At 63.6% G+C, this 22,526-nt stretch carries 18 protein-coding genes; 8 read left to right on the top strand and 10 right to left on the bottom strand.

The genetic code is table 11. From position 1 onward, the window contains the following. Positions 1 to 18: 18 nt before the first annotated feature. Positions 19 to 2,835, bottom strand: a complete 2,817-nt coding sequence (gene polA, locus PI87_RS10985; RefSeq protein WP_039597908.1) for a DNA polymerase I — start codon at positions 2,833 to 2,835, stop codon at positions 19 to 21. Positions 2,836 to 2,839: 4 nt separating this feature from the next. Here polA and PI87_RS10980 point away from each other — a divergent pair, with 4 nt between their 5' ends. From PI87_RS10980 to PI87_RS10965, 4 genes are all read left to right on the top strand, one after another. Further along, positions 2,840 to 3,763, top strand: coding sequence for a TIGR00730 family Rossman fold protein (locus PI87_RS10980; RefSeq protein ID WP_039597736.1), 924 nt, complete (start codon positions 2,840 to 2,842; stop codon positions 3,761 to 3,763). An 83-nt stretch (positions 3,764 to 3,846) separates the two neighbouring features. Further along, the gene (locus PI87_RS10975; RefSeq protein WP_039597735.1) at positions 3,847 to 4,281 is read left to right on the top strand and encodes a hypothetical protein; all 435 of its coding nucleotides are present in this window, start codon (positions 3,847 to 3,849) and stop codon (positions 4,279 to 4,281) included. 83 nt (positions 4,282 to 4,364) lie between these two features. Beyond that, positions 4,365 to 5,369, top strand: a complete 1,005-nt coding sequence (locus tag PI87_RS10970; RefSeq protein ID WP_039597734.1) for a homoserine kinase — start codon at positions 4,365 to 4,367, stop codon at positions 5,367 to 5,369. After that, positions 5,360 to 6,157: a BPSS1780 family membrane protein gene (locus PI87_RS10965; protein WP_039597733.1), complete on the top strand. Its 798-nt coding sequence runs from the start codon at positions 5,360 to 5,362 to the stop codon at positions 6,155 to 6,157. Before PI87_RS10970 ends, PI87_RS10965 begins: the two co-directional genes overlap by 10 nt. A 24-nt stretch (positions 6,158 to 6,181) precedes the next feature. Here the strand turns inward: PI87_RS10965 and PI87_RS10960 are convergent, their stop codons facing one another. After that, entirely contained in the window at positions 6,182 to 8,545 is a 2,364-nt protein-coding gene (locus PI87_RS10960) for a UvrD-helicase domain-containing protein (protein WP_039597732.1), read from the bottom strand. A 154-nt stretch (positions 8,546 to 8,699) separates the two neighbouring features. Here PI87_RS10960 and PI87_RS10955 point away from each other — a divergent pair, with 154 nt between their 5' ends. Then, the gene (locus PI87_RS10955; RefSeq protein ID WP_039597731.1) at positions 8,700 to 11,576 is read left to right on the top strand and encodes a valine--tRNA ligase; all 2,877 of its coding nucleotides are present in this window, start codon (positions 8,700 to 8,702) and stop codon (positions 11,574 to 11,576) included. Between the two features lie 38 nt (positions 11,577 to 11,614). Continuing rightward, the gene (gene galU, locus PI87_RS10950) at positions 11,615 to 12,487 is read left to right on the top strand and encodes a UTP--glucose-1-phosphate uridylyltransferase GalU (RefSeq protein WP_039597730.1); all 873 of its coding nucleotides are present in this window, start codon (positions 11,615 to 11,617) and stop codon (positions 12,485 to 12,487) included. A gap of 126 nt (positions 12,488 to 12,613) precedes the next feature. On the opposite strand, the gene PI87_RS10945 is transcribed toward galU, so the two are convergent. The 3 genes from PI87_RS10945 to PI87_RS10935 all read right to left on the bottom strand — a co-directional run bounded on the left by PI87_RS10945 (position 12,614) and on the right by PI87_RS10935 (position 14,952). Further along, positions 12,614 to 13,609 (bottom strand): hypothetical protein, encoded by a 996-nt coding sequence (locus PI87_RS10945; protein ID WP_039597729.1) that lies wholly within the window; start codon positions 13,607 to 13,609, stop codon positions 12,614 to 12,616. A gap of 471 nt (positions 13,610 to 14,080) precedes the next feature. Then, entirely contained in the window at positions 14,081 to 14,299 is a 219-nt protein-coding gene (gene infA, locus PI87_RS10940) for a translation initiation factor IF-1 (protein ID WP_004631109.1), read from the bottom strand. A 359-nt stretch (positions 14,300 to 14,658) separates the two neighbouring features. Further along, positions 14,659 to 14,952 (bottom strand): hypothetical protein, encoded by a 294-nt coding sequence (locus tag PI87_RS10935; protein ID WP_039597728.1) that lies wholly within the window; start codon positions 14,950 to 14,952, stop codon positions 14,659 to 14,661. Between the two features lie 317 nt (positions 14,953 to 15,269). Here PI87_RS10935 and PI87_RS10930 point away from each other — a divergent pair, with 317 nt between their 5' ends. Further along, positions 15,270 to 16,376: an endo alpha-1,4 polygalactosaminidase gene (locus PI87_RS10930; protein ID WP_039597727.1), complete on the top strand. Its 1,107-nt coding sequence runs from the start codon at positions 15,270 to 15,272 to the stop codon at positions 16,374 to 16,376. Here PI87_RS10930 and pobA read toward each other — a convergent pair. Continuing rightward, on the bottom strand, positions 16,354 to 17,586 hold the full coding sequence (pobA, locus tag PI87_RS10925) for a 4-hydroxybenzoate 3-monooxygenase (protein ID WP_039597726.1): 1,233 nt from the start codon (positions 17,584 to 17,586) through the stop codon (positions 16,354 to 16,356). The two genes, PI87_RS10930 and pobA, sit on opposite strands and share 23 nt — an antisense overlap. A gap of 119 nt (positions 17,587 to 17,705) precedes the next feature. Here pobA and PI87_RS10920 point away from each other — a divergent pair, with 119 nt between their 5' ends. Beyond that, positions 17,706 to 18,683 (top strand): LysR family transcriptional regulator, encoded by a 978-nt coding sequence (locus PI87_RS10920; protein ID WP_039597725.1) that lies wholly within the window; start codon positions 17,706 to 17,708, stop codon positions 18,681 to 18,683. A 24-nt stretch (positions 18,684 to 18,707) separates the two neighbouring features. Here PI87_RS10920 and pcaC read toward each other — a convergent pair whose 3' ends face one another. Genes pcaC through pcaF form a run of 4 tightly spaced genes read right to left on the bottom strand, consistent with a single transcriptional unit; the run spans position 18,708 to position 22,518 of the window. Next, complete coding sequence (gene pcaC, locus PI87_RS10915) at positions 18,708 to 19,109, bottom strand: 4-carboxymuconolactone decarboxylase (RefSeq protein WP_039597724.1); 402 nt, start codon at positions 19,107 to 19,109, stop codon at positions 18,708 to 18,710. Next, a complete protein-coding gene (gene pcaD / locus PI87_RS10910; RefSeq protein ID WP_039597723.1) occupies positions 19,102 to 19,914 on the bottom strand; it encodes a 3-oxoadipate enol-lactonase in 813 nt (270 codons plus the stop codon). The genes pcaC and pcaD overlap by 8 nt, the downstream gene beginning before the upstream one ends. Positions 19,915 to 19,946: 32 nt before the next feature. Next, positions 19,947 to 21,308, bottom strand: a complete 1,362-nt coding sequence (locus tag PI87_RS10905) for a 3-carboxy-cis,cis-muconate cycloisomerase (RefSeq protein ID WP_039597722.1) — start codon at positions 21,306 to 21,308, stop codon at positions 19,947 to 19,949. 7 nt (positions 21,309 to 21,315) lie between these two features. Further along, complete coding sequence (gene pcaF / locus PI87_RS10900) at positions 21,316 to 22,518, bottom strand: 3-oxoadipyl-CoA thiolase (protein WP_039597721.1); 1,203 nt, start codon at positions 22,516 to 22,518, stop codon at positions 21,316 to 21,318. Positions 22,519 to 22,526: the final 8 nt, after the last annotated feature.

Genomic DNA, 22,526 nt, shown 5'->3' with positions numbered 1-22,526 from the left:
GGTTAGGCAGTCAGTGCATCAGTGGGCTTCTTCCCAGTTGGCGCCGACACCCACTTCGGCCACCAGCGGCACACGCAGCGACGCTACGCCGCACATGAGTTCAGGCAGGCGCTCGCGCACCACGGCCAACTCGTCCTGCGGCACCTCCAACACCAGCTCATCGTGCACCTGCATGACCAGGCGCGAGCGCATGGCTTCGGCTTCCAGCCAGCCTTGCACGGCCAGCATCGACAGCTTGATGAGGTCTGCTGCAGTGCCTTGCATGGGTGCGTTGATGGCAGCGCGCTCGGCCGCCTGACGGCGCGGGCCGTTGCCGCCGTTGATATCGGGCAGCCACAGGCGGCGGCCGAAGACGGTTTCCACGTAGCCGCGCTCGCGTGCGGTCTGGCGCGTTTCATCCATGTAGCGCGCGGCGCCTGGATAGCGCGCGAAGTAGCGGTCGATATAGAGCTTGGCGGCGTCGCGGCCAATGCCCAGGTTGCTCGCCAGCCCGAACGCGCTCATGCCGTAGATCAGACCAAAGTTGATGACCTTGGCAACACGGCGCTGGTCGGCGGTAACCTCCAGCGGCGTCACGTTGAACACCTCGGCTGCTGTGGCACGGTGCACGTCCTGGCCTTCCTGGAACGCACGCATCAGGCCGTCGTCCTGCGACAGATGCGCCATGATGCGCAGCTCGATTTGTGAGTAGTCAGCCGAGACGATCACGCTGCCTTCCGGCGCGATGAAGGCTTCGCGGATGCGCCGCCCTTCTTCCGTACGCACCGGAATGTTCTGCAGGTTCGGATCGGTCGAAGCCAGGCGCCCCGTCACCGCCGTCGCCTGACCATAGGTGGTGTGCACCCGGCCAGTGTTCGGGTTCACCATCTTCGGCAGCTTGTCGGTGTACGTGGACTTGAGCTTGGCCAGGCCCCGGTAGTCGAGCAGCAGCTTCGGCAGCGGGTAGTCCTCCGCCAGCTTCTGCAGCACCTCTTCGTCGGTCGACGGCGCGCCACTGGCGGTCTTCTTGATGATCGGCAGCTTCAACTGGTTGAAGAAGATTTCGCCGATCTGCTTGGGTGAATTCAGGTTGAACGGCTGACCTGCCAGCTTGTGGGCCTCGGCTTCGAGGTCGACCAGGCGCAGGCCAATTTCGTTGCTCTGCCTGGCCAGCCGCTCGCCGTCGACCAGCACGCCGTTGCGCTCCATCTTCTGCAGCACGATGGAGGTGGGCATTTCGATCTGCTCGTAGACATAGTCCAGCTTGTCGTCCTCGGCCACTTTCGGATACAGCGCACGGTGCAGGCGCAACGTGATGTCAGCATCTTCAGCTGCGTATTCGGTAGCGCGATCGAGCGGCACTTCATCAAAGCCGATCTGCGAGGCGCCCTTGCCGCACACCTCTTCGTAGGTGATGGTCTTCAGGCGCAGCACACGTTCGGCCAGCGCATCCATGCCGTGGTTGCGGTGCGATTCGAGCACGTAGGATTGCAGCATCGTGTCGTGTTGAATACCGCGCAGCGCAATGCCGTGGTTGGCAAACACGTGCGCGTCGTATTTCAAGTGCTGACCGACCTTCTTCGACGCATCGTCTTCCAGCCAGATCTTCATTCGGGCGAGCACAGCGTCGCGCGAGAGTTGCGCGGCGGCATCCAGCCCAGCCACATCCGGCCCACGGTGCGCGACCGGGATGTAGCACGCCTGCCCCGGCGTAACCGACAGCGAAATGCCGACCAGTTGCGCGAGCATCGGATCAATCGACGTCGTCTCGGTATCGATGCAGACAAGGTCGGCTTCATCCAGCCGTTGCATCCACGATTCGAGTTGCGCCTCCGTGGTGACGGTCTCGTACTTGACCGCCTCGGGCGGTGCTTCCACGTCGAACAGGCTGGCCTGGGCCTGTTGTTGTGCAACGGCTTCGCCAGCGTAGTTCTTGACCGGCGTGGCCGCCTTGCGCGCGGCACCCACGCTGCGCGTGTCGGGCAGTGCTTCGCCGGTTGCCTCGCGCAGCCAGGTCTTGAAGCCGTAGCGGCCAAAGAAATCGGCCAACTCGCTCTTATCCTCGCCGCCGTCAATCAGCGCGTCGAAGTTCGGCACGTCCTTGGACAGATCGCAGTCGAGCTTCACGGTCAGCAACTCGCGGCCCTTGGGCAGCCATTCGAGCGTGTTGCGCAGGTTGTCGCCCACCACGCCCTTGATCTCCCCCGCGCGCGCCATGACGTTATCGAGCGTGCCAAATTCAGTCAGCCATTTCACGGCGGTCTTCGGGCCCACCTTGGGCACGCCCGGCACGTTGTCCACCGTGTCGCCGATCAGCGAGAGATAGTCAACGATGCGCTCGGGCGGCACGCCAAACTTGGCCTGCACACCGGCCGGGTCGAGCGTCTCGTTGGTCATCGTGTTGACCAGCGTGACGTGGTCGTTCACGAGTTGCGCAAGATCCTTGTCGCCGGTCGAGACGATGGTTCGAACACCTTCCCGTGTCGCCCGTTCGGCCAGGGTGCCGATCACATCATCGGCCTCTACGCCGTCGACCACCAGGATGGGCCAGCCCAGTGCGCGCACGGCTTCGTGGATCGGTTCGATCTGCGCTCGCAAGTCGTCCGGCATGGGCGCGCGATGCTCTTTATAGGCGGGATACAGGTCGTCGCGGAACGTCTTGCCTTTAGCGTCGAAAATGCAAGCGCTATACTTGGCCGGGTAGTCGCTGCGCAGTTTGCGCAGCATGTTGACGATGCCGTAGATGGCCCCCGTAGGAAACCCTTCTCCATTACGCAAGTCGGGCAGTGCGTGATAAGCACGGTACAGATAACTCGAGCCATCGACGAGCAACAGCGTTTCTTGACTTTCCGACATTCCCATGGACTCTAATGTGACTGGAACGCCCGAAGGCGTTTCCAACAATGGCGCTTCCGCTGAAGGCGGCGTGGCGAAGCAGGCTGCTGGCGTATCGGCAAACAGCGCCGCGGCTGATATGGACGTCAACGTGACGGTGGGCGAGGACCGCACGGTGGAGATTGCCTCCACCAAGTCCGACACTGCGCACGGCCGCACCGACCGCAAGATGATCCCCAGCCTGCGGGCACTCGCCGACGAGGAACGCGCTACCGCAAAGAAAGCGCGCGCCTCCTGGCAGATGTTCACGATTATGGCAGAGTTCATCGAGGCGACGGAGTACCTCTCGGAGATCCGTCCGGCCGTCTCGATCTACGGCAGCGCGCGCCTGCGCGAGGATTCGCCGTACTACGATCGCACCATCGAAATCGCCCGGCTGTTCTCAGATGCGGGCTTCGCCGTCATCTCCGGCGGCGGCCCCGGCATCATGGAAGCGGCCAACAAGGGTGCGCACGCGGGCAAGTCGGCCAGCGTGGGTCTGAACATCGAACTGCCGCACGAGCAACAGGGCAATCCGTATCAGGACATCTCGATGCGCTTCCGCCATTTCTTCACGCGCAAGGTCACCTTCGTGAAGAACTCGGACGCCTTTATCGTCATGCCTGGCGGTTTCGGCACGCTCGATGAACTGGCTGAGGTGCTGACGCTCGTGCAGACCGGCAAATCGCGCAGCGTGCCGGTGGTCATGTTCGGCAGCCACTTCTGGAAGGGCCTGCTGGATTGGTTCCGCTTCACGCTGCTGCCGATGGGCCTGATTGCCGAGCACGATCTCGACATCATGCGCATCGTCGATGAGCCCAAAGACGCGCTCGACGCCGTCTACGAGTTCTACGAAAAGCGCGAAGGCACCTCGCCGATTCCGCCCAAGGAAGAGATGTTCTACCTGTGACATTCAGCGCCATCCGGATGGACGATGGCGGGATGGCCGGACTGCTAGAATGTAGGGTCCCGGATCACTCGCTGGAGTCCATCATGGATTCGCTGTTTCACCCGCCTGCCGCCCGCCGTTTTGCCGCCGCCGCGCGCCTGATGCGCCACGTGGGGCTGGCCGCAGGTGCTGCCCTCTGCTTGGGCCTAACCGTCACCCCCAGCGTGCACGCCGAAGTGACGCAGGACAGCGCCGGCCTGGACTTGCCGGACGTCAAGGCCATCAACAACCAGCCGCTGTCCAAGCCGACCCACGGCTCGATCCACCACGAAACGGTCAAGCCGAGCTTCGAATACCGCGACAATGACGGCACGCAGGTCGAGGAATACCGCTTCCAGAAAGGCCAGGCGCCGGACATCCATGTCAAATCGGGCATGGGCACGTCCTACAACCTGAGCAAACCTGAAGACAGCTCGCCGCGTATCCGCGAGCGCGGCGACATTGACCGCGTGCCCTCGGTCAACGTCCTGAAGTTCTGAATTCCCGCGCCCACGAAGCGCACCGGCGCGGCGATACCTGTTTGCCGCGCCACCTCCTTCCACCCGTTTCCCATTTCTGAAGCATGGCTGTTTTCACCCCGGTCTCCGACGCCGAGATCGCTCTCTGGCTGGATCAATACGATGTGGGCGCCGTCCGCGCGTTTCGCGGCATCCCCTCCGGGATCGAAAACTCCAACTTCTTTCTGACCACCGAGAAAGACGGGCAGACGCACGAATTCGTGGTCACGCTGTTCGAGCGCCTGACGTTCGAACAACTGCCGTTCTATCTGTACCTGATGCAGCATCTGGCGCAGCACAGCATCAGCGTGCCCGCGCCGATTCCCGGTCGTGACGGCGAGATCCTGCGCACGCTCAACGGCAAGCCGGCCACCATCGTCACGCGCCTGGCGGGTCGCTCCAACCTGGCACCGACGGTATCCGAGTGCGCCATCGTGGGCGATATGCTGGCCCGCATGCACCTGGCCGGGCGTGACTACCCGCGCCACCAGCCGAACCTGCGCAGCCTGCCGTGGTGGAACGAAGTGGTGCCCGACGTGGTGCCCTTCGTGCACGGCGACACGCGCGCGCTCCTGGAGAACGAACTCGCGCATCAGCAACGCTTCTTCGCCAGCGCAGACTATGCGGCGCTGCCGGAGGGCCCGTGCCATTGCGACCTGTTCCGCGACAACGTGCTGTTCGAGCCGGCCACCGCTGGCCAGCCGGAGCGCCTGGGCGGCTTCTTCGACTTCTACTTTGCCGGCGTCGACAAATGGCTGTTCGACGTGGCGGTGACCGTCAACGACTGGTGTATCGATCTCGCCACCGGCGTACTGGACACTGAGCGCGTGCGCGCCATGCTGCATGCCTATCACGCAGTACGCCCTTTCACCGATGCCGAAACGCGGCACTGGCAAGACATGCTGCGTGCCGCGGCCTATCGTTTCTGGGTGTCGCGCCTGTGGGATTTCTACCTGCCGCGCGATGCCGAACTGCTCAAGCCGCACGACCCGACCCACTTCGAGCGCGTGCTGCGCGAGCGCGTGCAGGCAACTGGGCTGACTCTGGACATTCCTGAACAATGCAACTGATCGAAGTCTCCGGTAAGCAAGGCTACGTCTGGCTGCGCCAGGGTGCGTGGCTGTTCCGCAAGAACCCGATCGGGTTTTTGCTGCTGCTGTTCATCTACCTGTTTGCCGTCAACCTGCTGATGCTGCTGGTGCCGCCCGTCGGCGTGTTTGCCATCCTGCTGGTCAACCCGGCCATCTACGTGGGCTTCATGTCGGCGTGCCGCGATACGGTGGCGGGCAAGCGCGTCGGGCCGGCCTCGCTTGTCGCGGGCTTTCGCTCCTACGGCAAAGATGCGCTGCGCGGCCTGCTCAAACTCGGCGGCATCTATGGTGTGCTAGTGCTTGTTGTCAGCGGCATTCTGATGACGATGGTGGATACCGACACGCTCATGGCCGTGTTCAGCGACAAGCCACCCACCACCGAAGCCATCCGCGAGCTGTACCTGACGATGGTGATGGGCGCGGTGCTGTATATCCCGGTGGCGGTGCTGTTCTGGTTTGCACCGCTGCTGGTGGCCTGGCACGGCATTCCGGTGGGCAAGGCGTTGTTCTTCAGCTGGATGGCTGTCTGGCGCAACCGCGCGGCGTTCATCCTGTACGGGGCACTGGTCGGGATCCTGTTGATCGCGATACCACTGTTCATCGACGCAGCATTCGCTTCGAGCGGCGCCAATAACATCGCCCCGATCATCGCCACGCCGTATCGGATCCTGGTGATGGCGGTACTGTATTGCTCGTTTTACGCCACCTACCGCGGCTGCTTCAACGTGACGCAAGCCGCCGGCCAGACCACCGACACGACGGCCTGACCTGCACACCGACCCGATCGATGCTCAGTTGATCGGGTCCAGCTTGGCGACGCCGAGCGCCAGCACCTTCACGCCGTGGCGGTTGAACTTGATGCTGGCGCGCGCATCGGCGCCCTCGCCTTCCAGCGTCGTGATGACGCCTTCCCCGAACTTGTTGTGGAACACCGATTGGCCGACGCGGAAGCCCGTTGCCTCCGCGCGCTTGGCATCAGCGTAGTTCTTGCCGGTGTCCATGCCGCCAGTCGGGCGCGTGCCGGTGTAGGACTCTTCGTCGCCGCGCTGCGGGCGCTTGAACCAATCATTGCCCCACGCGCTTTCGCCTTGCGTACGCCGCGTGGCGGTGTAGCCGGATTGCTGCGGCGTGAGCCACTTCAGCGTGTCTTCGGGCAGCTCATCAAAGAAGCGTGAGCGGATGTGATAGCGAATCTGGCCATGCAGCACACGGCTTTGCGCGAACGAGAGGTACAACCGCTCGCGCGCCCGCGTGATGGCCACATACATCAGGCGACGTTCTTCCTCCAGGCCATCCTTCTCCATCTGGCTGTTTTCGTGCGGGAACAAACCCTCTTCCAGCCCGGTGATGAAGACGACGTGGAACTCCAGCCCCTTGGCGGCGTGCACGGTCATCATTTGCACCGCGTCCTGGCCAGCCTGGGCCTGGTTGTCACCGGCCTCCAGCGAGGCGTGCGTGAGGAACGCGACCAGCGGCGTCATTTCCGCCGGCGTTTCGTCGGTGACGAGCTCGGAGACGGTATCAATCTCACCACCTTCGATGCGGATCATCGCGTCGTGGCGCACCGGCAATGCGGTGGCGATCGCGTCCACGCCGTAGCCCTCTTCGGCAACGAAGGCCTGGGCGGCGGTTACCAATTCCTGCAAGTTCTCGATGCGGTCCTGGCCTTCCTTCTCGCCTTGGTAATGCGTGATGAGGCCGCTGGCATGGATCACGTGCTGAACAATCTCCGGCAGCGTCATCTGGCGCGTGTCGGCGCGCATCTGCTCAATCAGGCGCACGAACGCCGAGAGCTTGGTGCCCGCCGCGCCCGTCAGGTACGGCACCGAAGCCGCCAGCGAAATGCCATACAGCTTGGCGGCATCCTGCAATAGCTCCAGCGAACGCGCCCCGACGCCACGCGCCGGGAAGTTCACGACGCGGCCGAATGCGGCATCGTTGTCCAGGTTCTCCAGCAATTGGATGTACGCCAACGCGTGCTTGATTTCCGCGCGCTCGAAGAAGCGCAGGCCACCGTACACCTTGTAGGCAATGCCGGCCGAGAACAGCGCATGCTCGATCACCCGTGACTGCGCGTTGCTGCGGTACAGGATGGCAATTTCCGAACGCGACATACCGGTGGCGATACGGTCGCGGATCTCATCGACGATCCAGCCTGCCTCCTGGCCATCCGTGGCGGCCTGGTAGACGCGCACCAGTTCGCCGTGGCCGGCGTCCGTGCGCAGGTTCTTGCCCAGGCGGCGCGAGTTGTGCGAGATCAGATGGTTGGCGGTGTCGAGAATGTTACCGTGCGAGCGGTAGTTCTGCTCCAGCTTGATCCGATGCTCGACGCGGAATTCGCGCTCGAAGTCGACCATATTGCCGACGTTGGCGCCACGAAACGCGTAGATGCTCTGGTCGTCATCCCCCACTGCGAAGATGGCGTTGGGCGTAACGCCGGGCTCGCCCAGAGCGGCGAGGATCTTCAGCCAGGCGTACTGCAGCTTGTTCGTATCCTGAAACTCGTCGACCAGGATGTGCTTGAAGCGGCGCTGATAGTGCGCGCGAATGGCGTCGTTGTAGCGCAGCAGCTCGTAGCAGCGCAGCAGCAGTTCAGCAAAGTCGACCACGCCTTCGCGCTGGCACTGCGCATCGTAAGCGGCGTAGAGGTCCGCCATGCGGCGGTCGAATTCGTTGGCGATTTCCAGATCGCCCGCGCGCAGGCCCTGCTCCTTGGCCCCGTTGATGAAGTACTGGACGTTCTTGGGCGGGAATTTCTCGTCGTCGATGTTGAGCGACTTGAGCAGGCGCTTGACGGCGGAAAGCTGGTCCTGCGTATCCAGGATCTGGAAGGTCTGCGGCAGGCCGGCATCACGGTAGTGTGCCCGCAGCAACCGGTTGCACAGGCCGTGGAACGTGCCGATCCACATGGCGCGCGTGTTGATCGGCAGCATGGCCTGCAGGCGCGCCGTCATCTCCTTGGCCGCCTTGTTGGTAAACGTGACGGCGAGCACACCCGACGGCGACACGCGCGCGCTCTGGATCAGCCAGGCGATGCGGGTGGTCAGCACGCGCGTCTTGCCGCTGCCCGCCCCCGCCAGGATCAGCGCCGATTCATCCGGAAGCGTGATGGCAGCGCGTTGTTCGGGGTTCAGATTGGCGAGCAGGTCGGACATGCGGGGGAAGCCTTAGCAGAATCCCGAAATTATACCGGCGCCCTCCCTCGCCTCGCCCGTGGGTGACACTGACAAGTCGTATAATTCCAAGCTTTCGCCCAGCATTTTTCCCGGGCCAAACGTCTTTTTGCGCGGATTTGCGCCCCCAGTCAGCATGACCGATCAAAACCAGTCCCTCGCCAAGAGTTTCGAACCCGCCACCATCGAGCAGAAGTGGAGCGCAGCGTGGGAAGCAATGGGCGTATCCCGTGCGACGCTCGAAGCCGGCAAGCCGGATTTCTGTATCCAGCTCCCGCCGCCGAACGTGACGGGCACGCTGCACATGGGCCACGCGTTCAACCAGACCATCATGGACGGCCTGACGCGCCACGCGCGCATGTCGGGCGCCAACACGCTGTGGGTGCCGGGCACGGACCACGCCGGCATCGCCACGCAGATCGTCGTCGAGCGCCAGCTGGATGCGCAAGGCGTCTCGCGCCACGACATGGGCCGCGAGAAGTTCGTCGAGAAGGTGTGGGAATGGAAGGAGCAATCGGGCTCGACCATCACGCGCCAGGTGCGCCGCATGGGCGCCTCGATCGACTGGGAACGCGAATACTTCACGATGGACCCGAAGATGTCGCGCGCCGTCAGCGACGTGTTCGTGCGCCTGTATGAGCAGGGCTTGATCTACCGCGGCAAGCGTCTGGTCAACTGGGATCCGGTGCTCGGCACCGCCGTGTCCGACCTGGAAGTGGTGAGCGAAGAGGAAGAAGGCTCGCTGTGGCACATCCGCTATCCGCTAGCTGAGGCGGACACGGTGCGCGGTCTGACCCACCTGACGGTCGCCACCACCCGCCCCGAGACGATGCTAGGCGACACGGCCGTGATGGTGCATCCGGAAGATGAGCGCTATGCCCACCTGATCGGCAAGTTCGTTCAACTGCCGCTGACCGATCGCCAGATCCCGGTGATCGCCGACGAGTATGTCGACCGCGAGTTCGGCACCGGCGTGGTCAAGGTGACCCCGGGCCACGACTTCAACGACTACGCGGTGGGCCAGCGCCACAAGCTGCCGCAGTTGTCGATCCTGACGCTCGACGCGAAGATCGTCGCCGATGCTCCGGCCGCGTACGCAGGCATGGACCGCTTCGACGCGCGCAAGAAGATGGTCGCCGACCTCGAAGCGCAAGGCCTGCTGGCCGAGGTGAAGAAGCACACGCTGATGGTGCCGCGCGGTGACCGTACTGGCGTCGTGATCGAGCCGATGCTGACCGACCAGTGGTTCGTTGCCATGAGTAAGCCGGCGCCGGAAGGCACGCGCTTCCCTGGCCGTTCCATTGCCGAAGTGGCGCTGGACGCCGTGCAGAGCGGCAAGATCAAGCTGGTGCCCGAGCAGTGGGTCAACACATACAACCAGTGGCTGAACAACATCCAGGACTGGTGCATCTCGCGCCAACTGTGGTGGGGCCACCAAATTCCGGCGTGGTACGACGACGCCGGCAACGTCTACGTGGGCCGCACGGAAGAGGAAGCCCGCGCGCAAGCTACGGCCAAGGGTTATACCGGCGCGCTCACCCGTGACGACGACGTGCTCGACACGTGGTTCTCGTCGGCGCTGGTGCCGTTCTCGTCGCTGGGCTGGCCGGCCGACACGCCAGAGCTTACCCACTTCCTGCCCTCCACCGTACTGGTGACGGGCTACGACATCATCTTCTTCTGGGTGGCGCGCATGGTCATGATGACCCTGCACTTCACCGGCGAAGTGCCCTTCCACACCGTCTACGTGCACGGCCTGGTGCGCGATTCGGAAGGCAAGAAGATGAGCAAGTCCGAAGGCAACACGCTGGACCCGGTCGACCTGATCGACGGCATCGCTCTCGACCCGCTGCTCGCCAAGCGCACCACCGGCCTGCGCCGCCCGAAGGATGCGCCCAAGGTCGAGAACCGCACACGCAAGGAATTCCCGGAAGGCATTCCGGCCTTCGGCGCCGACGCACTGCGCTTCACCTTCGCTTCGCTCGCCACGCTGGGTCGCAGCATCAACTTCGACCCGAGCCGCTGTGAGGGCTACCGCAACTTCTGCAACAAGCTCTGGAACGCCACACGCTTCGTGCTGATGAACACCGAAGGCCAGGACTGCGGCATGCAGGAATGCGTCGGTGATTGCGGCCCCGAAGGCTATCTGCACTTCTCGCAGGCCGACCGCTGGATCGTCTCGCTGCTGCAGCGCGTGGAAGCCGAAGTCGAGAAAGGCTTTGCTGACTACCGCTTCGACAACATCGCCAGCGCCATCTACAAGTTCGTCTGGGACGAGTACTGCGACTGGTACCTGGAACTCGCCAAGGTGCAGATCCAGACCGGCACGCTCGCCCAGCAGCGCGCCACGCGCCGCACGCTCTTGCGCGTGCTGGAAACCGTGCTGCGCCTGGCGCACCCGATCATCCCGTTCATTACCGAAGAACTCTGGCAGAAGGTTGCGCCGATGGCCGGCCGCGCCAAGGGCGACGGCACTGAAAGCCTCGCGCTGCAGGAATACCCGCGCGCCGTGCTCACCAAGATCGACGAGCAGGCCGAGCAATGGGTGCAGCAGTTGAAGGCCCTGGTTGACGCGTGCCGTAACCTGCGCGGCGAGATGAACATCTCCCCCGCACAACGCGTGCCGCTATATGCCAACGGCGACGCCGAGTTCCTGCAGGTGGCCGCCCCGTACGTGCAGGCGCTGGGCAAACTGTCGGAGGTGAAGGTCTACACAGATGCCGCCGCCATGGAGCAAGACGGTGCCGGCGCCCCGGTCGCCATCGTCGGCGAGAACAAGCTGCTGCTGAAGATCGAGATCGACGTGGCTGCGGAACACGCACGCCTGTCGAAGGAAATCGACCGCCTGCGTGGCGAGATCACCAAGTGCGAAGGCAAGCTCGGCAACGAATCGTTTGTCGCTCGCGCGCCGGCAGCGGTGGTGGAACAAGAACAGAAGCGTCTGGCGGATTTCAAGGCCACGCTCGCCAAACTGGAAGCCCAGATTGCACGCCTGCCGATGCAGGCAGCCTGAGCACACGGGTGCAGAATTAAATCGTCAAGGAAACCACGATGCAACGCGTTACCAAAGCCGTCTTCCCCGTCGCGGGACTGGGAACCCGCTTCCTGCCGGCCACCAAGGCCAGCCCGAAGGAAATGCTGCCGGTGGTGGACAAGCCGCTGATCCAGTACGCCGTGGAAGAAGCCATGGCCGCCGGCATTACCGAGATGATCTTTGTGACGGGCCGTAGCAAGCGCGCCATCGAAGACCACTTCGACAAGGCTTACGAGCTGGAGGCCGAGCTCGAGGCCAAGCAAAAGACCGCGCTTCTGGAAGTGGTGCGCTCGATCAAGCCGTCGAACGTGGATTGCTTCTACGTGCGCCAGCCCGAAGCGCTGGGCCTGGGCCACGCCGTGCTGTGCGCCGAAAAGCTGGTCGGCGATGCGCCGTTTGCGGTCATCCTGGCGGACGACTTGCTCGACGGCACGCCACCCGTCATGAAGCAAATGGTCGATCACTACGATCACTACAACTGCTCGGTGCTGGGCGTGGAAGAGATTGCGCGTGAGCAGAGCCGTTCGTACGGTGTGGTCGACGGCCGCCCGTGGGAAGAAGACGGCAGCATCATCAAGATGTCGGGCATCGTCGAGAAACCGGCACCGGAAAACGCACCGTCCAACCTGGGCGTGGTGGGCCGCTATGTGCTCACGCCGCGCATCTTTGACCACATCCGCAACATCAAGCCGGGTGCGGGCGGCGAGCTGCAACTGACGGACGCGATCCAGTCGCTGCTGTCGGCCGAGCAAGTGCTGGCGTATCGCTACAAGGGCGTGCGCTACGACTGCGGCAGCAAGCTGGGCTACCTGAAGGCCACGGTGGAATTCGCGCTCAAGCACAAGGAAGTCGCCGAAGAGTTCGGTGCCTACCTCGCCTCGCGCGGCTAGGTTTCATCCGCCCATAAAAAAACCCGCGCCAGCTCACGCTGCGCGGGTTTTTTGTTGGCCGGGAGGCCGAAACCTCAGCCGGCCAAGCACGCCCCCTTCTGACGTAGGCGCAACAGCTTCTGCTTCTTATTGCGGTGCCGCCAGCGGCTTGATGGTGTTGTTCAGCAGGCTCCAGTACGAGCTGGTGCTGTACGGCAGCATCTGCTCGACGTAGTTCCACCAGAAGTAACCGCCGATGAAGCGCGGGTCCGCGGCCATCGAGGTGGTGCCCATCGGGTAGTACGACTTGATCAGGTTCTGCTGCACCGACAGCGGAGCGCGCGTGCTGGACGTGCCGATCTCGCCGAAGCCCACCTTCGCCACCGGGAAGATGGACTCCAGCAGCTTGAAGTCGTTGGTCCACGTCGGGTTCAGGCCCGGGCAGTCCTGGTACGGGTAGTAGCTGAACAGCGCGTAGTCCGCACCTTGGCGCACACGTGCGGGCAGGTAGGTCTGCGCCCAGGTGCGCCACGAGTCCATCGGCAGCTCGTAGCAGTTGGTGCCCTTGCCGTCGTCGTTGTAGTACATCGTCACGGCGGTCAGACCACCAGCAGCTTTGACGATGTCGTGCGCGGCAGCCACCATGTTGCCGATGGCCTGCTCTTCAGGCGCGGCGACCGAGTTCGGGCCGCTCAGGTCCGGACGCAGCCATTCGCCGTTGATCTCGTTGGCGATTTCCCACACGTCCACGACGTTCTTCAGGCCGCCCACCAGTTCATTGGTGCGTGCCGTGTACGTCTGCAGATCGGTCGGGAAGTAGTACGAGTCCATGATCTCACCCATCACGTAGGCGACGGCATGGAGCTTGACGAGTGCAGGGTAGTACTCAGCGGCGGTTGTGCCCGGATCGAACACCACGCGCACGGTCGGCTTGTACGGCAGGTGCGTGAGCGACGCCACGATCGCATTGATGTTGCTGACGTCGTCCAGCGTGACGCCGTAAATGGGTGCCTTCGGGCGCGTGGCCTGCGCCGAGGCGGTTTGCATACCCAGACCCGTCAGCGCTGCTGCTGCCATCAGGCCTACCATGACGCGCCGGCTCGCGCGCGCCACGCTCTGTGCTGCTTTTGTGGTTTCCAACATTGTGATTTCTATTCCCTCGGACGCAAAAAACGTTACGCCCAGATTTCGATGGACAAGCGCCGTCCTACCTGTGCGGTATCTCGATGTGGTGTGACTCGATTGACACACTGAGCACCGAACGGGTGCGAGCGTCAGATGACGCCCCGGTCGGCGGATTGAATGCGCGATTGGAGGTCTCTGCCGAAATGATCGGCGAGCCGTGCGCTTATTTGAGGACTGGTACAGCTGGCGCGCGCTCACCCCAAACTTCAAGGGCGAGGCGTGGCTTGACGAGATGAAAAGCCCTGCACTTCAGTTGATCACTGACTGCGTTTCCCCCCGTCAGTGACCGGGGGTGATACTACCCCATCCAGGTGACACGGCCATGAAAATTAACGATCGCTAACGATTGGCGAAAGAAAAAACCGCGGGCCATGCGTGCTCGCGGTCTCTTATGTGTCGTGCTGGGCGCTTTACTGCTTTATATGTGCGTTACTTGTGCCGATAGTTGATGCGACCCTTCGTGAGGTCGTACGGCGACATTTCCAGCTTCACGCGGTCACCCGCCAAGATGCGGATGCGGTGCTTCTGCATCTTGCCCGAGGCATATGCCCAGATTTCCACGCCGTTTTCCAGTTGCACGCGAAAACGATTGTCGGGCAGTGCTTCGGAGACCACCCCTTCAAATTCAATCAGTTCTTCCTTAGCCAAACTCGTTCCTTTGTATGCAGCACACGGCTGCGTCAATGGTTGCAATAGTGTGATGACCCACCCGAACCACGCCGCACGCCTAGTGTAGTGGGCATGCAGCGGCATCGCCGCGATCATCGGCCCGCACAGCGGGCTTGGGGGGTACCGAGTTGCACCCAACGCAGGTTGCGCCCGCCAGTGGCGCGCGCCTCGTTTCGTACGTTTAGTGCAAGCGAGGAATGGGTGGCGGTCGCTGATGCGCGCCGCCCGGCTCGACGCGGGGGGAACCCCGGTGCTGGACTCGGCTGCACGGGCCATGACAGGCCCGGCGGCAAGCCGGATTCGCCCGCTATTCTATCACGGGCGCGCGCGGGAACGCTTCAGACCTTGTCAACCGCCAGTGACAGGTCGGGCACGTCGCCGTCGATGATGCTCTCAGCAAAGCGCAAGGCTGCCACGCGCGCATCACCCACGTTGCTGAACTGTTGCTCCCCCGACAGGCGGAATACCTGGGTCTGCCCTGGCTCGGGCGACTCCCCTGCTCTGCAGATCATCACGGCGGCGTTGTAGCTGCGGTCCTCTCGGGCCTCGGGCCAGCGTGCCGTGCGTTCGTGCTGGAAAGCCAACGGATAAATGTCGAAGCCTTTGTATTGGCCCGCCGGCGAAGTGTCCATCGCAAATGCCCCCTTCTTGAACGTCGAGTGCTGTCCGACTATACACCCGCGCACTTTGCGTGGCGATGAAAGCGCCGCCAACCTTTGATCTACCTCTGTTGGGGGCTTGCAAGCGGGGCCCGATCCGCTCTGGCACGCGGATCGAAACCTGTTCTTAAGAACTTTCAGGGCGCCCCCCCTCTTTCGTGGGGATATTGGGCACAGGCCTGTGCTAGCGTGCTCGCCGTGCTCTTCGCAAACGTTTCACGTTTGCCGCAGATTGGGCACGCAGGACCGCAGCATTCCATTCAGGTCGTCCCACTCTCTCAAGACCAATCATGCGACTGTCCAACACCTCTCTCGCACTCGCTTGCTCTGCCATCATGCTCTCCGCCTGTGGAGGCGGCGATGGCGGCAGTACTCTATCCATCCAATCCGCCATGGCTGCCCCCACAACCACTGCCCCTAACGCCAAGGCGCCGGCACCGACCAAAGCCGACACCCTGTGCGGCGCGAATAGCACGTCACCGCTTGCGGGCGTGCAAACGTGGATGTACCAACTGCAGGACCTTCAGACAGACGCACAGATCGATGCACTCGATGCCCAACCGTACGACATGGTCGTCGTTGAAGCCGGTAACACGGTCAAGGGCCAGGAGACATTCAATACAGCCGGCATGGTCACGCGCCTGCGCACCAAGCCCGATGGCTCACCGCGCAAGGTGATTGCCTACATCGATATTGGCCAGGCAGAGAGCTTCCGTACGTACTGGAACGGCTGGAGACCGCCAACCACCACCAAGCCCGGCACCCCCGATTTCATCCTGATGGCAGACCCCGACGGCTGGAAGGATGACTACCCGGTGGCGTATTGGGACCAGCGTTGGCAAGACCTGTGGCTGGGTCCCAACGGCGCGGTGGCGCAACTCGCGCGCGAGGGGTTTGACGGCGTGTACCTGGATTGGGTGGAGGGCTACGCCAACGCAAAGGTGGCAGCCGCAGCCAAGAAGGCCGGTGTGAATCCGGCCAAGGCAATGGTGGATTTCATCGCCAGGATCCGAGCGGCAGGTCGCGCGATCAACCCGCAGTTCGCGGTGATCCAGCAGAATGCGCCGGAGCTGATCGACGCGGTTGGTGCGGCCAACCTGCTGCCCAATCTCGATGCGATTTCGCAGGAAGACACGTGGTTTGGCGGCGACGCCGGTGCAAACTGGAGCGACCCGAACGGCACCGATCAGAGCGTATCGCTCGAAGACACGCAGTGGACCATTGCGCAACTGCAGAAGCACTGCAAGGGCGGCCTGCCTGTCTTCACGATCGACTACGCCCTGACGGCCCCGAACCCGCAAACGGTGTACGCCGCCTCGCGTGGCCAGGGTTTCCGTCCACTGGTATCACGTGTCGCGCTGTCCAAGCCGACGACTACGCCGCCCTGGAACTACTGACGTTACCCACTGCGCTCAGCGCACTCGCCGGCGCATCGGCAAACGGCAGGCCGACGTAGTTTTCGGCCAGCACACGCGCCGCGGCCGGCGAGGTCGTCACGTATTCCAACTCGGCGCGCTGCAGCCGCTGCATGAACGGCGTGTGGTCGTCAAAGCGATGCAACATCGACGTCATCCACCACGAGAAATGCTCCGCACGCCAGACGCGCTGCAGGCAACGCTCTGAATAACCGGCCAGTTGCGCCACGTCGTTCTGCCGATAGCGTGCAGTGAGCGCTTGCGCCAGCACGCGCACATCGGCCACGGCCAGGTTCATGCCTTTGGCGCCAGTGGGCGGCACGATGTGCGCCGCATCCCCTGCCAGGAACAGGCGGCCGTACTGCATCGTCTCGCAGACGAAGCTGCGCATCGGTGTCACGCTTTTCTGCAGGATCGGGCCTTCTTTGAGATGCCAGCCGTCGTTGTTTTCCAGGCGCGTGTGGAGTTCGTCCCAGATGCGTGCGTCGGACCATTCCGCCAGATTTTCGTCGGGCTTGCACTGCAGATAGAGCCGCGTGATCTTGGGCGAGCGCATGCTGAACAGCGCGAAGCCGCGGTCGTGGCTGGCGTAGATCAACTCGTCGGCTGCCGGTTCGGCCTCGGCCAGAATGCCCAGCCATGCGAACGGATAGACGCGCTCGAACACGGCCTGGCGCTGTGCCGGAATCGCTGGCCGGCAGATGCCGTGAAATCCATCGCAACCGGCGATGTAGTCGCAGTGCAATGTCTGCGGCACGCCGTCATGCACGAACTGTACCGATGGCGTGGCGGACTCAATGTCGTGCACTGACACGTCACTCACGTCGAACAACAGCGGCGCGCCCTGCTCCACGCGCGCGGCAATCAGATCCTTCACCACTTCGTGCTGCCCATAGACGGTGATGGCACGTCCGCCCGACATCGTCGTCAGGTCAATGCGATGGCGCTTGCCGCCGAACAGCAGATCGATACCGTGGTGCAGCAGCCCTTCGCGGCGCATACGCTCCCCCACACCCGCTTCGTTAAGCACGTCGACCGTGCCCTGCTCCAGTACGCCGGCACGGATGCGCTCTTCCACGTATGCGCGGCTCTTGGTTTCGAGGATGACGGCATCGATGCCGTTGCGATGCAGAAGCTGTCCGAGCAGAAGGCCTGCTGGGCCCGCGCCGATGATGGCGACCTGGGTGCGCATGGTGGTTGTCTCCAGATGGATTGGAATCGTTCTGACAACCATTGTTGGCGTGCACCCTGATATCGCACAATGCAATATTGGCGATAAACTTTATCGCCAATTCAAATAGTAGTTTTGCGATGTCCACCCTGCCCGACTTTGACCTGAACCTGTTGCCGATCCTGCTGGCGCTGCATGACGCGCGCAGTGTGAGCATGGCCGCACAGCAGCTCGGCATGAGCCAGCCAGGCGTGAGTACCGCGCTGGCCAAACTGCGTGCAGCATTCGACGATCCGCTGTTCGTGCGCACCTCGCGCGGCATGGAGCCCACGCCGCGTGCACTGGCGCTGATTCCTGCGGCGCGCGATGTGCTGGCGCGTGTTCAGCAGGGCATTCTGGAGACGGGTGTGTTCGATCCGGCCACCACTACGCATCTGTTTTCGATTGCGCTGTCGGACGTGGGTGAGATGGTGTTTCTGCCACGCATCATCGAGGCGATGGCAAAGCAGGCGCCGCGTGCATCGGTGCAATCCGTATCGCTGCCGCCAGCGCAGATCGAGCGTGCGCTGGAAACCGGCTCGCTGGACCTAGCGGTGGGCTACTTTCCCGACCTGAAGAAGAACAACTTCTTCCTGCAGCGGCTGTTTACGCACTACTTCACGTGCATCGTGCGGGCCGATCATCCTGTCACACGGGGCGGCAACACCAAGCTATCGATGACGCAATTCCTGGAATACGGCCATGCCGTGGTGCGCGCGGAAGGTCGCAGCCAAGAGTTGTATGAACGCTTTCTGGAGCGCAAGCGCATCCGCCGTACGCCCGCGCTGCTCACGCCGCACTTCATGAGCATCCCGTTCATCCTGGCGCGCACGGACCTGATTGCCACGGTGCCGCATGCGGTGGGGCTGTCGTTCATGCAATCGCACGCCAACATCCGCGTCATGGAGCCGCCGCTGGAATTGCCGAGCTTCGACCTCAAGCAGCACTGGCATCGCAAGTTCCATAACGATGCCCGCAGCCAGTGGTTCCGCACGCTGGTGTCATCGCTGTTCAATGACGAAGCCGATGAATGGCGCGAGCCTGGTCACCCGCCGGCCAAGCGCAAGCACACGAAGTAGCGCCTTGCGCGCGGCTGAACAGCGTTATGCCTTGTTTGCCGCGGCTTCTGCATCCATCTCGGAAAACACCGTCTGCGCAAGGTGGAAGGCGTGGTTGGCTGCTGGCACGCCGCAGTAGATGGCGGTCTGCAGCAACGTCTCCTGAATCTCATCGCGCGTGACGCCGTTGTTAGCGGCGGCGCGCAGGTGCAGGCGCAGTTCACCGTCGCGGCCCAGCGCGACCATCATCGCGATCGTCAGCAGGCTGCGCGTATGGCGCGGCAAGCCGGGGCGTGTCCAGATTTCGCCCCAGGCATAGCGCGTGATGAGGTCCTGGAACGGCGCGGTCAGTTCGGTTTGGTTGGCGTTGGCGCGGTCGACATGGGCATCGCCCAGTACGGCACGGCGCACCTGCATGCCAGCGGCGTAGCGTTCGCGATCATCCATGGGCGGCCTCGCGAGCGACGCCAGTGGTCAGGAAGCTGACCAGCGCTTCGGTATAGCCGTCGGCCTGCTCCCAGTTGGCGAGGTGGCCGGCGGAGAGCTCAACATACTGTGCACCCGGCACACCATCGGCGATGAGCTTCGTCTGCGCGGCGGGCGTGGAGATATCGTGCGCGCCGCCAATCACCAGCATCGGCACGCGAATGTTCGGCAACTGCGCACGCAAGTCCGCATCGCGAATGGCGCCGCAGTTGCCGTTGTAGCCGGCGTCGGGCGTCGACAGCAACATCGCTTTGACGATGTCGACGCGGCTGGCGTTGGTATCGCGGTAGCCCTGGGTGAACCAGCGCTCCAGCACTGTCTCAGTCACGCTGGCCATACCGCCCTGCTCCACCTGGGCGATGCGCGTGTTCCAGCTTTGCTGCGTGCCGATCAGCGCGGCGGTGTTGGTCACCACCATGCGCGGGAAGCGCTCGCCGTGATACGCGGCCAGCCACAGGCCGGTCAGGCCGCCCATCGACAGGCCGCAGAACAGCGCAACCTCGATGTCGTAGTGATCCAGCAGCGCGAGCACATCGCCGCCGAGCTGTGCCACACCGAACGGCGCATCGGGCACGCTCGACTGACCGTGGCCGCGCTGGTCATAACGCAGCAGGCGGAAGTGCTGGCGTAGCGCATCGAGCTGCGGCTCCCACATGCCGAGATTGGTACCCAGCGAGTTGGACAGCACCAACACCGGCTTGCCCGCGGCAGGCCCATCGTCGAATTCGTGATACAGGCGGACGTTGTCGTGTTTGAGCCAGGGCATGGTGTCTCCGTGGATGTCGTGCGAATGTGGACTTAAGGGTGACGGCGGGCGTGTTCCGCAAGCACGCGGTCGACGGCGGCGCCCGCATCGCCAAGATAGTGAGTGGGGTCGAGCAGTGCGTTCAACCGTTGTGGCGTGGCGCTGCCCCAGATGCGCAGAACGTCGGCGTCTTGAGCCAGCACGTCGCGCAGTGTTGTGTTGTCCTGCACAGCCTTCCGGCTCGCGGCCTCCACCACGTGATGGGCTTGCAGGCGGCCAAGATCGGCGCCAAGGGCCAGCATCACGGCCTCACCGAGAATGAGGCCTTGCGTCAGGTCAAGATTGGCACGCATGCGGGTCGCATCAACATGCAAGCCTTCGACGATTTCACACATGCGATCGAGTGCGCCGGCTGCAAGGCACGTCATTTCGCGCAACGTTGCCCACTGGGCCTGCCAGCCGCCGAGCGCGCGCTCATGCTCCTGCGGCAATGCAGACAGCAGCGTGCTCGCCAACCCGGGCATGCGCGTGGCCGCAGCCAGCACGGTGGCGCACCCAACCGGGTTGCGCTTGTGCGGCATGGTGGAAGAACCACCCTTGCCTGCACCCGATGGCTCGGCAACTTCGCCTACCTCGGTCTGCATCATCAGCGAGAGATCGCGCGCGAAGTGGCCAAGCGTGCCAACCAACAGCGCGAGCGTCGTGCCAATGTCGGCCACGCGATCCTGCTCGCCATGCCAAGAGAGTGTCGGCAGCGGCAGATCGAGTTCATGCGCCAGCGTTTGAGCGACAGCGCGTGCGTGTTCACCCAAGCTAGCGAGCGTGCCCGCCGCCCCGCCAAACTGCAGCGCCGGCACATGCACACGCAACGCAGCAAAACGATCCTGTGCACGATGTAACGCCTCCAGCCACCCGGCGACCTTACGCCCGAACGTCGTCGGCAATGCTTGCTGCAACCACGTGCGCGCCACCATCGGCGTGTTGCGATGGCGTTGTGCCAAAGCGGCCAGCGCATCTGCAAGCTTTTGCAGATCTGCCTCAATCAACCCGACCGATTGCTTCCACTGCAGCATCAAACCGGTGTCGATGATGTCCTGGCTGGTCGCGCCCCAATGCACGTAGCGCGCGGCGTTTTCATCGTGCTGCGCGACGGCGGCAGTTAGTTGCTTGACCAGCGGAATGGCGAGGTTGCCTGCACTGGCTGCGGCGTTGCCGAGCGCTTCCAAGTCCAACGTCACCTTGGCGCACACCGCGCGAATCGGCGCAACGGCTTCCGCCGGAATCACGCCGACCGCACCTTCGGCCTGCGCCAGCGCCGCCTCCACATCGAGCATCGCGCGCACGGTGGCCGCATCGGACCACACCGCCAGCATGGCCGGCGTGGAGAAAGCGCGATCGAGCAGTCCGCTGGTCATGGCAGCATCAAACGCGTTCGATCACCAGCGCAATGCCCTGGCCGACGCCGATACACATCGTGCACAGCGCATAGCGGCCACCGGTGCGATGCAGTTGGTACATCGCCGTCGTCACCAGGCGCGCGCCGCTCATGCCGAGCGGGTGACCCAATGCGATGGCGCCGCCGTTCGGGTTGACGCGCGGGTCGTCGTCCTGCAGGCCAAGCTGACGTGTGACCGCCAGACCTTGCGCGGCAAACGCTTCGTTCAGCTCGATCACATCCATCTGATCAATCGTCAGGCCGAGTTGCTTGAGCAGCTTCTGCGAGGCCGGCGCCGGGCCGATGCCCATCACGCGCGGCGGCACGCCGGCAGTCGCCATACCAACGATGCGCGCGCGCGGCGTCAGGCCAAAGCGCTTGGCGGACTCCTCATTCGCGAGCAGCAGCGCGCAAGCGCCATCATTCACGCCCGACGCATTGCCGGCGGTGACGGTGCCGTCCGGGCGCACCACGCCCTTGAGCTTGGCGAGCGCTTCCATGGTGGTCGCACGCGGATGCTCGTCGCGGCTCACGACCATGGCGTCGCCCTTCTTCTGCGGGATCGTCACCGAGGTGATTTCCTGCGCGAGCGTGCCGTCTTCCTGCGCGCGCGCAGCGTTGGCCTGGCTGCGCAGTGCGAAGCGGTCCTGGTCTTCGCGGTTGACCTTGTAGTCGGTGGCGACGTTCTCGGCGGTTTCGGGCATCGAATCGACGCCGTATTGGGCCTTCATCAGCGGGTTGATGAAGCGCCAGCCAATCGTCGTGTCGTAGATGGCGGCATCGCGCGAGAAAGCGCTGGCGGCCTTGCCCATCACGAACGGTGCGCGGCTCATGCTCTCCACGCCGCCGGCGATCATCAGCGAGGTTTCACCGGCACGGATGGCGCGCGCGGCGGTGCCAGTCGCATCCATACCCGAGCCGCACAGGCGGTTGATGGTGGAGCCCGGCACACCCTCGGGCAGCCCGGCCAGCAGCGACGACATGCGCGCCACGTTGCGGTTGTCTTCGCCGGCCTGGTTGGCGCAGCCGAAAATCACGTCGTCGATGGCCGACCAGTCGACCTGCGGGTTGCGCGCCATGAGCGCCTTGAGCGGCACCGCGCCCAGGTCATCCGCGCGTACCGAAGACAAGCTGCCGCCGTAGCGGCCGATGGGGGTACGGATGGCGTCGCAGATAAAGGCTTGCGTCATGATTGTTC

The sequence above is a fragment of the Ralstonia sp. A12 genome, assembly GCF_000801955.1.
Classification (GTDB): domain Bacteria; phylum Pseudomonadota; class Gammaproteobacteria; order Burkholderiales; family Burkholderiaceae; genus Ralstonia.
Note: the sequence above shows the minus strand (reverse complement) of the source record. Positions and strands in the feature narration are given on the sequence as shown.

Bases quoted from the DNA above. Each gene is read 5' to 3' on its own strand.
- galU (WP_039597730.1), top strand. From the start codon at position 11,615: ATGCAACGCGTTACCAAAGCCGTCTTCCCCGTCGCGGGACTGGGAACC.
- PI87_RS10930 (WP_039597727.1), top strand. From the start codon at position 15,270: ATGCGACTGTCCAACACCTCTCTCGCACTCGCTTGCTCTGCCATCATG.
- pcaD (WP_039597723.1), bottom strand. From the start codon at position 19,914: ATGCCCTGGCTCAAACACGACAACGTCCGCCTGTATCACGAATTCGAC.
- PI87_RS10935 (WP_039597728.1), bottom strand. From the start codon at position 14,952: ATGGACACTTCGCCGGCGGGCCAATACAAAGGCTTCGACATTTATCCG.
- PI87_RS10920 (WP_039597725.1), top strand. From the start codon at position 17,706: ATGTCCACCCTGCCCGACTTTGACCTGAACCTGTTGCCGATCCTGCTG.
- pcaC (WP_039597724.1), bottom strand. From the start codon at position 19,109: ATGGATGATCGCGAACGCTACGCCGCTGGCATGCAGGTGCGCCGTGCC.
- pcaF (WP_039597721.1), bottom strand. From the start codon at position 22,518: ATGACGCAAGCCTTTATCTGCGACGCCATCCGTACCCCCATCGGCCGC.
- PI87_RS10945 (WP_039597729.1), bottom strand. From the start codon at position 13,609: ATGTTGGAAACCACAAAAGCAGCACAGAGCGTGGCGCGCGCGAGCCGG.
- pobA (WP_039597726.1), bottom strand. From the start codon at position 17,586: ATGCGCACCCAGGTCGCCATCATCGGCGCGGGCCCAGCAGGCCTTCTG.
- PI87_RS10955 (WP_039597731.1), top strand. From the start codon at position 8,700: ATGACCGATCAAAACCAGTCCCTCGCCAAGAGTTTCGAACCCGCCACC.
- PI87_RS10970 (WP_039597734.1), top strand. From the start codon at position 4,365: ATGGCTGTTTTCACCCCGGTCTCCGACGCCGAGATCGCTCTCTGGCTG.
- PI87_RS10960 (WP_039597732.1), bottom strand. From the start codon at position 8,545: ATGTCCGACCTGCTCGCCAATCTGAACCCCGAACAACGCGCTGCCATC.
- PI87_RS10965 (WP_039597733.1), top strand. From the start codon at position 5,360: ATGCAACTGATCGAAGTCTCCGGTAAGCAAGGCTACGTCTGGCTGCGC.
- polA (WP_039597908.1), bottom strand. From the start codon at position 2,835: ATGTCGGAAAGTCAAGAAACGCTGTTGCTCGTCGATGGCTCGAGTTAT.
- PI87_RS10980 (WP_039597736.1), top strand. From the start codon at position 2,840: ATGGACTCTAATGTGACTGGAACGCCCGAAGGCGTTTCCAACAATGGC.
- PI87_RS10975 (WP_039597735.1), top strand. From the start codon at position 3,847: ATGGATTCGCTGTTTCACCCGCCTGCCGCCCGCCGTTTTGCCGCCGCC.
- PI87_RS10905 (WP_039597722.1), bottom strand. From the start codon at position 21,308: ATGACCAGCGGACTGCTCGATCGCGCTTTCTCCACGCCGGCCATGCTG.